The sequence below is a fragment of the Akkermansia muciniphila genome, assembly GCF_900184965.1.
Lineage (GTDB): Bacteria > Verrucomicrobiota > Verrucomicrobiia > Verrucomicrobiales > Akkermansiaceae > Akkermansia > Akkermansia muciniphila_A.
Map to the genome: position 1 here is coordinate 231,591 of NZ_FXYA01000213.1, position 7,229 is coordinate 238,819.

6 protein-coding genes are annotated in these 7,229 nt (G+C 59.4%); 3 read left to right on the forward strand and 3 right to left on the reverse strand.

Translation table 11 applies throughout. From position 1 onward, the window contains the following. Positions 1 to 840 carry a dihydropteroate synthase gene (gene folP, locus CI070_RS09860; protein WP_094135391.1) on the reverse strand — a complete coding sequence of 280 codons (840 nt, stop codon included), beginning with the start codon at positions 838 to 840 and terminating at the stop codon, positions 1 to 3. 64 nt (positions 841 to 904) lie between these two features. Here folP and CI070_RS09865 point away from each other — a divergent pair, with 64 nt between their 5' ends. Next, positions 905 to 1,420 carry a hypothetical protein gene (locus tag CI070_RS09865; RefSeq protein WP_094135392.1) on the forward strand — a complete coding sequence of 172 codons (516 nt, stop codon included), beginning with the start codon at positions 905 to 907 and terminating at the stop codon, positions 1,418 to 1,420. Positions 1,421 to 1,545: 125 nt separating this feature from the next. On the opposite strand, the gene pssA is transcribed toward CI070_RS09865, so the two are convergent. Further along, positions 1,546 to 2,370, reverse strand: a complete 825-nt coding sequence (pssA, locus tag CI070_RS09870) for a CDP-diacylglycerol--serine O-phosphatidyltransferase (protein ID WP_094135393.1) — start codon at positions 2,368 to 2,370, stop codon at positions 1,546 to 1,548. Positions 2,371 to 2,404: 34 nt separating this feature from the next. Further along, the gene (gene alaS, locus CI070_RS09875) at positions 2,405 to 5,233 is read right to left on the reverse strand and encodes an alanine--tRNA ligase (protein ID WP_094135394.1); all 2,829 of its coding nucleotides are present in this window, start codon (positions 5,231 to 5,233) and stop codon (positions 2,405 to 2,407) included. A gap of 134 nt (positions 5,234 to 5,367) precedes the next feature. Here alaS and CI070_RS09880 point away from each other — a divergent pair, with 134 nt between their 5' ends. Together CI070_RS09880 and CI070_RS09885 are read left to right on the forward strand one after the other, a co-directional pair. Next, entirely contained in the window at positions 5,368 to 6,390 is a 1,023-nt protein-coding gene (locus tag CI070_RS09880; protein WP_094135395.1) for an efflux RND transporter periplasmic adaptor subunit, read from the forward strand. Then, a partial coding sequence (locus tag CI070_RS09885; RefSeq protein WP_143245500.1) for an ABC transporter ATP-binding protein occupies positions 6,387 to 7,229 on the forward strand: 843 nt, incomplete at its 3' end. The genes CI070_RS09880 and CI070_RS09885, both read left to right, overlap by 4 nt.

Here is a 7,229-nt window from a genome sequence, read left to right on the forward strand (position 1 = left end):
TCAGCGGACAAACGGTTCAGCGGCCCGGATCAACCGGAGAGCGCGGGCGCATTCCGCCACGTCATGGACACGGTGAATCTGCGCGCCGTGCAAATGCCCCCACACCGTCATCACGGCGGTGCTCAGCGGCGCGCGGCCCTGCTCCGCATCCCCCAGAACGGCGCCCAGCATGCGCTTGCGGGAAAGGCCCAGCAGCACCGGGCGTCCTGCCACCTGAAGCTTGTCCATGTTGGACAGCAGGGCCAGATTGTGTTCCGCCGTTTTGCCAAAGCCGATGCCGGGATCCCAGCAAATCTGTTCCGGTTCCAGGCCCCGCCCCAGCAGAAAATCATAACGTTCCTCAAAATAGCCGCGCACTTCCCGCACCACATCCCCATAAGAAGGAGCGTCCTGCATGGTTTCAGGCCGTCCCTGCATGTGCATCGCCACCACGCCGCAACGCGCCTCAGCGCACAATTCCGCCATCCCCTCCTCCCTCAATCCAGAAATATCATTAATGACGTCCGCACCCGCTTCCAGCACAGCCGCCGCTACGGCGGCATGGCGCGTGTCCACGGAAATCACGGCATCCGTGCACGAACGGAGTTCCCGCACCACGGGCAGCACCCTGCCCAATTCTTCCTCCGCGGAAACCTCCGCGGCCCCCGGCCTGGTGGACTCCCCCCCAATGTCCAGAATCAGGGCCCCCTGCCGTTCAAGCTCTTTTGCATGGGAGACAGCGCGTTCCGTCGCATAAAAACGCCCTCCGTCGGAAAAGGAATCCGGAGTAACGTTCACAATTCCCATCAACACGCCTCCGCGCGCCACATCCAATACGTCTCTCCTTACAAGCCAGTTCATCTAATTACGTTCTTGTCAAAGCCACTATACATCACTTTAATAAGTCAGAAACTCTTTTTTCACCATGAAAACAACGCCCCTGCTTCTCTTCATTCCCATGCTCATGACGTCCGGAGCCCTGGCCGCCGGCCAGGACGATTTCCATGTTCAGACTGCTTCTTCCCGCATGGTCAAGCATGAAGACGGTTCCCGCAGCTACTTTGAAAAAACAGGGGACGGCAAGGGGATGAAAAAAACCACTTACAACGTCCGCAATGTTCTTGTTTCCGTAACCCTGTACAAAAGAGGGCCTTTTGGAGAATTGCGCTCCTGCCTGATCTTTGACGGACAGAAAAACGAACTCTTTTTCGTGCGTTACGGCTACGACGGCAACGCCAACCTGAGAGAAGAGCAAATGTTCGATTCCCGCACCAAGGAACTCGTGCGCCGCTTCCTTTACACTTACGACGCCATGGGCAACCGCAGCAAACCCGTATGCATCACGCTGGTCAAGAGCACCAAGGACATTGAAACGCACGCCGTGCCCACCGCCCCGGAAAAAGACCCCTTTGCGGACGACTTCAAGAAGAAAAACAAGTAAGCTCCGGTCCTTAGGGGCTATTCCGCCCCTCCCTTAAAAAACGGACTCAGGGGCACGGCCGGTTTCAATCCGGCGCAGCGTAGTCTGTTCAAAGAAAAGGAAGGAACAGTTTTCTACAGGCTTTCTTATTCTCCATCACGGGCTTCCAGCCTGTTCCGCCAGCGGCGGGCCACCCAGGGCCGCACCAGCCCGTAAAGCAGATAAATGGAAAAAATGACTGCGGGCATCACCCACGGGAATTTGAAAATGCAGATGACCGCCAGCACGATGAACACAATCGCGTACATCGTCCCCCGTGTGCGCATGTTGATATGCTTGAAGCTGGGATAAATCACCCGGCTCATCATCAGAATGGAGACTCCCGCCATTGCCAGCGCAATCACGTACTTGAAGACGCCCAGGTCCATGGCCCCGTCCGGCGCCCTGCCGGCCAGATACATCACCAGGTACATGGTGGAGACCACGGCTCCCGCCGCCATCGGAACAGGCAGCCCCACAAAATCGCTGCTCTGGCCTTCCTTCCGGGGAGCGGCCGCCATGCAGTTAAACCGCGCCAGGCGCAACGCGGCGCACAGCAGGTACAGAATGCCGATGCCCCAGCCCACCTCCGGCGGGGACAGCTGGAACAGAACGGCCTTGGCCACCAGCAACGCCGGAGCGATGCCGAAGGAGACAATATCCGCCAGTGAATCGAATTCCCGCCCGAACGGGCCGTCCTGCCCGCGCATGCGGGCAATGCGGCCGTCAAACAAGTCAAACAAACACGCCGCGAAGATCAGAAAAGTGGCATTCTGATAACAGGAAAAAGCGGCCACAGCGTCGCTGTCCGCCTGGTTGATTCCCTCAAAAATCGTCAGAATGGCGAAAAAACCGCACACCAGATTCCCTGCCGTAAACAAATTAGGCAAAATGGGAATCTCAGGTTCGTCCGGAAAAATCTTCTTGTCCATGATTGGTGTCCGATAGGGCCCAGGTAAGGGGCGCTTATCCGTTAATAATATTGCGGGCGGCGGCAGCCAGGGCCTGTGGATCGGCATCCTGCGGAGCGGAACCGCGGGCCTGGTCCGCACGGCCGCCTCCCTTGCCTCCGGCAAGAGCGGCCACCTCGCGGATCATGTCTCCGGCGGACAAACCGTCCGCAATGGCATCTTTGCCACAATAAGCGCCCAGGAGCAAGGAAGAACTGTCCACGCACAGCAGGAAGGCGGCGCCCGCATACTGGCGCTTTTTCAGTCCGTTCAGCAGCTCCTGAAGCAATTCCCCGGCGCCCTCCGCCACCTGGATCAGGGAAGAGGGGGCATCGGAAAGCCACTCATTCAGCAGGGCGTCTGCCTTGGCGGCGGACTGCCCGGCGCGGGCTTTTTTAAGCTTCTTCTCCGCATCCAGCGCCGTCTGTTTGAAATGCTCCACGGAGGCGTCGAAACGCGCCAGGGAGTCATTTACCGTCCGGATATCGGAAGCCCCCAGGGCCGTCAGCCCCGGCTTGCCTTCAATCGTGGGGACGGTCACCTGTTCCAGCCCCATGTCCGCCAACTCGTAATTGACTTCCTTGATCTTCTCTACCGCCTTGGCGATTTCCAGGCTCTTGGCGACAACATGCTGCCGTATCATCTCCAGAGCTGCGTCCCCCGTCATCGCCTCAATGCGGCGCACGCCGGAAGCGATAGCCCCCTCGCTCTTAATCTTGAACAGGCCGATATTCTTCGTATTGGAAATATGGGTTCCACCGCAGAATTCCATGGAAACGCCGTCCAGCCCATCCCTGCATCCGCCCACCTGGACCACGCGCACCACATCCCCGTACTTGTCGCCGAAGAACTGGGCAATCGCGGCATTGCCCTTCACGTCCGCATAAGCGCGTTCCGTGCAATGCACGGGAAGAGACTCCTCAACCCAGCCGTTCACCTTCTCTTCAATCAGGCGGAGCTGGTCCGGAGAAACGGCGCTGCTGTTAAAGTCAAAGCGCAGCCGGTCTTCCGAGACAAAAGACCCCTGCTGGGCCGCATCCGGGCTGACCACCTGATGCAGGGCGCAGTGAAGAAGATGGGTGGCGGTGTGATGCGCCTCAATGCGGCGGCGGCGTTCCGCGTCAATGCTCAAATGCACGCGGTCGCCGGGCTTCACGTCCAGCCCGGGGCGCGCCTCCACCACATGGGCGCGGGCATTCCCAATCTGCTGGACGGCCATCACATGGTAGCTGTCCCCGCCGATTTCAATCAACCCGGCATCGGACACCTGCCCGCCCATTTCCGCGTAAAACGGAGTCTTGTCCGTGATGATGAACAGGGAATCCCCCTGGCGGCTTACTTCCAGCACCGTAGCGGCGCATTCGTCCACATCGTACCCCGTAAACTCCGTCACGGCGTCCGTCTTCAAATCCAGGGCGCGCACCACCTCGCTCTTGCGGGCGGCCCGGGCGCGTTCCCGCTGTTCCTCCATCAGCCTGTTGAACCGCTCCATATCAATATCCAGGCCGCGTTCCTCCGCCAGCAGGGCGGTCAGGTCAATGGGGAACCCGTACGTATCATACAGCTTGAAGGCGAACTCGCCGCTCACCTTTCCGGCGGAAGCCGTTTCCGCGTCAAACAATTCCAGGCCGCGGTCCAGCGTCTCATTAAAACTGGCTTCTTCACGGTTCAACACCTCCTTCACGGTAGCGGCGCGGGCGGCCAGTTCCGGGAACACCTGCCCGAAGGACTCCACCAGCGTATCCACCAGTTCCGCCAAAAACGGCTGGGTAAAGCCCAGGCGGCGCCCATAGCGCACGGCACGGCGCAGAATGCGGCGCAGCACGTAATTACGTCCATTGTTGCCCGGCAGAATGCCGTCCGCAATGGAAAAACTGAGCGTGCGCAGATGATCGGCAATCACGCGGAAGGCAATCGCCTCCTGAAGGGTCCCGTCCTCCGCATCCACCTTCTTGGAACCGGGCGCCGGATACACGTCCGCGTACTTCCGCCCGCTCAAAACTTCCAGGCGGTCAAACAGGGGGCGGAATACATCCGTGGCGTAATTGGAAGGTTTGCGGGAAAAATCCTTGAACCCGTTCGTGCACTGCATGATGGAGCACGCGCGTTCAAAACCCATGCCGGTATCCACATGGCACGCCGGGAGGTTGCGCATGGAGCCGTCGCTCTCCGCATTGTACTGGATAAACACCAGATTCCAGATTTCTATGCACTGGTCGGAATCCTTGTTTACCAGGCTTCCCTTCGTATTCCCCTCCGGAGTCAGGTCCACGTGCAGCTCGGAACAGGGGCCGCAGGGGCCGGTTTCCCCCATCATCCAGAAATTATCCTTCACATTCCCGTGCACGATATGCACGTCCGGGTCCAGCCCGCGGGAACGGAACAGCTCAGCCCAGAAATCCCAGGCTTCCCGGTCAAACTCTCCGGGGTCGCCCTTGCTCTTGTCCGGCGCGTACACGGTGGCGTACAGGCGTTCCGCCGGAAATCCCCACCGCTCCACGACCAGCTCCCAGGCCCACCGGATAGCTTCCTTCTTGAAATAATCCCCGAAAGACCAGTTCCCCAGCATTTCAAAAAACGTGTGGTGGTAGGAGTCATACCCCACATCCTCCAGATCATTGTGCTTTCCGCCGGCGCGGATGCACTTCTGGGTATCCGTAGCGCGGGCGGGCGTCCACGGGGGAGTCCATACGCCCAGGAAATACGGAACAAACTGATTCATGCCGGCATTTGTGAACAACAAACCGGGGCTCTGAGGCATCAAAGAAGCGGAGGGCACGACCGTGTGCTGTTTTTCGCGGAAAAAGTCCAGAAAGCTTTGGCGTATTTCGGTGGCGGTCATCATAACGAATAATGGGAAAAGTAAAAGACGCCGGATTATGCCTGTTCTCCCCCCGTTAGTAAATCGCTAATTCCTTCCCCGTCATGCGAACTTCTTTTTTGCTTGCGGCGGATTTATACACACGTATAAATAAAATCATGAAAAAGCTGGTTCTCCTCCTGGTTCTTCTTGCGGCGGCAGGAACGGCCGCCTGGTTCATCTGCCGGGAAACTCCGTCCGGGCCTGAAGACAAAGCCGTTCTTTACGGCAATGTGGACCTGCGCCAGGTGGATCTGGCTTTCCTCATCTCCGAACGTATTGATTCCGTGCTGGCGGACGAAGGAGACACGGTTGTTCCCGGCCAGAAACTCGCCACGCTGGAAACGGTGCGGCTCCGGCAGGCAGTGGATGAAGCCCGGCAGATAGCGGAAGCCGCCCGCCAAAACTACCTGCGCGTTAAAAACGGCCCGCGCGCGGAAGAAATAGCCCAGGCAAGGGCGAACGTGCAGGCCGCGGAAGCTACGCTGAACAACGCCGGAATGCGCAGCAAAAGGCTGGAAGCGCTGGCAGAAACCAAATCCATCTCCCGCCAGGAGGCGGACGACGCCATCGCCTCCCGGCAAGTGGCCGCCGCCAATCTGGATGTAGCCAGAAAACAGCTGGAACTGCTGCTGGCCGGGTCCCGTGAGGAAGACGTCGCCCAGGCTCTGGCCCAGTACAACCAGGCCAGGGCCAGCCTGACCATCAGGGAGCAGAACCTGAAAGACGCCGTGCTCTACGCCCCCGGCAATGGCGTGGTGCGCAACCGCATTCTGGAAAAGGGGGACATGGCCTCCCCCCAGAAACCCGTTTACAACATCTCCCTGAACCATACCAAATGGGTGCGGGCCTACCTCACGGAATCCCAGCTCGGCAAAGTAAAGCCAGGCTTTTCCGCCACCGTGCGCAATGACAGCTTCCCGGACACCAGCTTCAAAGGGACGGTGGGGTTTATCTCCTCCGTAGCGGAATTCACTCCTAAAAACGTGGAAACGCCGGACCTCAGAACGGCTCTGGTCTATGAAGTGCGCATCATTGTGGACGATCCGGACAACCGGCTGCGCCTGGGAGCCCCCGCCACCGTCATCATCCCCCTGGATCAGAACGCCGGAACGCAGCCCCCGGAACAGCCCAGGCCATGACCACGGAATCCCAGCCCCTGATTGACTGCCGGAACGTCCGGAAAATATTTCCGGACTCCGCCGGCGTTCCCTTTGCGGCGGTGGACGATGTTTCCTTCCGTCTGTCCGCCGGGGAAATCGTAGGGCTGCTGGGTCCGGACGGCGCGGGAAAAACCACCCTGATCCGCCTCATCACGGGATTGATGAAACCGCATGGCGGCTCCATCTCCGTTCTGAATCTGGACTCCGTGAGAAAAAGCAGGGACATCCAGGCCTCCATAGGCTACATGCCGCAGAAATTCGGACTTTATGAAGACCTTACCGTCCGGGAAAACATGGAGCTTTACGCCCGCATGCACGGCGTTTACGAACAGGACAGGGAAAAACGCTTCCGCAGCCTGCTCTCCATGACCAGCCTGGAACGCTTCACCACGCGGCTTGCGGGAAAGCTCTCCGGCGGCATGAAACAAAAACTGGGCCTGTGCTGTTCCCTGGTCTCCTCCCCGCCTCTTATCCTGCTGGACGAACCCACCGTGGGCGTGGATCCGCTTTCCCGGCGGGAACTGTGGAGCATCCTGAAGCAATTCTCAGGAGAGGAAGGCGTGGGTGTGCTGGTCAGCACCTCCTACATGGACGAATCCGCCTACTGCAACAGAACCCTCATCATGTATGAAGGGCGCCTGCTTATGGACGCTCCGCCCTCCGACGTCATCGCCCGTGCGGAAAGCATGTGCGTCACGGTGCGCACGCCGGAAGGGCTGCATGCGCGCCAGTTCCAGAGCAGGCTGGCCGCCGTGCCCGGCATCATCAACGCCACCCCGCAGGGAAATACCGTCCGCATCATCGTTCCCCCCGGCCAC

Excerpts from the sequence above, each read along its gene's own strand:
- folP (WP_094135391.1), bottom strand. The coding sequence starts at position 840 with ATGAACTGGCTTGTAAGGAGAGACGTATTGGATGTGGCGCGCGGAGGC.
- CI070_RS09865 (WP_094135392.1), top strand. The coding sequence starts at position 905 with ATGAAAACAACGCCCCTGCTTCTCTTCATTCCCATGCTCATGACGTCC.
- pssA (WP_094135393.1), bottom strand. The coding sequence starts at position 2,370 with ATGGACAAGAAGATTTTTCCGGACGAACCTGAGATTCCCATTTTGCCT.
- alaS (WP_094135394.1), bottom strand. The coding sequence starts at position 5,233 with ATGATGACCGCCACCGAAATACGCCAAAGCTTTCTGGACTTTTTCCGC.
- CI070_RS09880 (WP_094135395.1), top strand. The coding sequence starts at position 5,368 with ATGAAAAAGCTGGTTCTCCTCCTGGTTCTTCTTGCGGCGGCAGGAACG.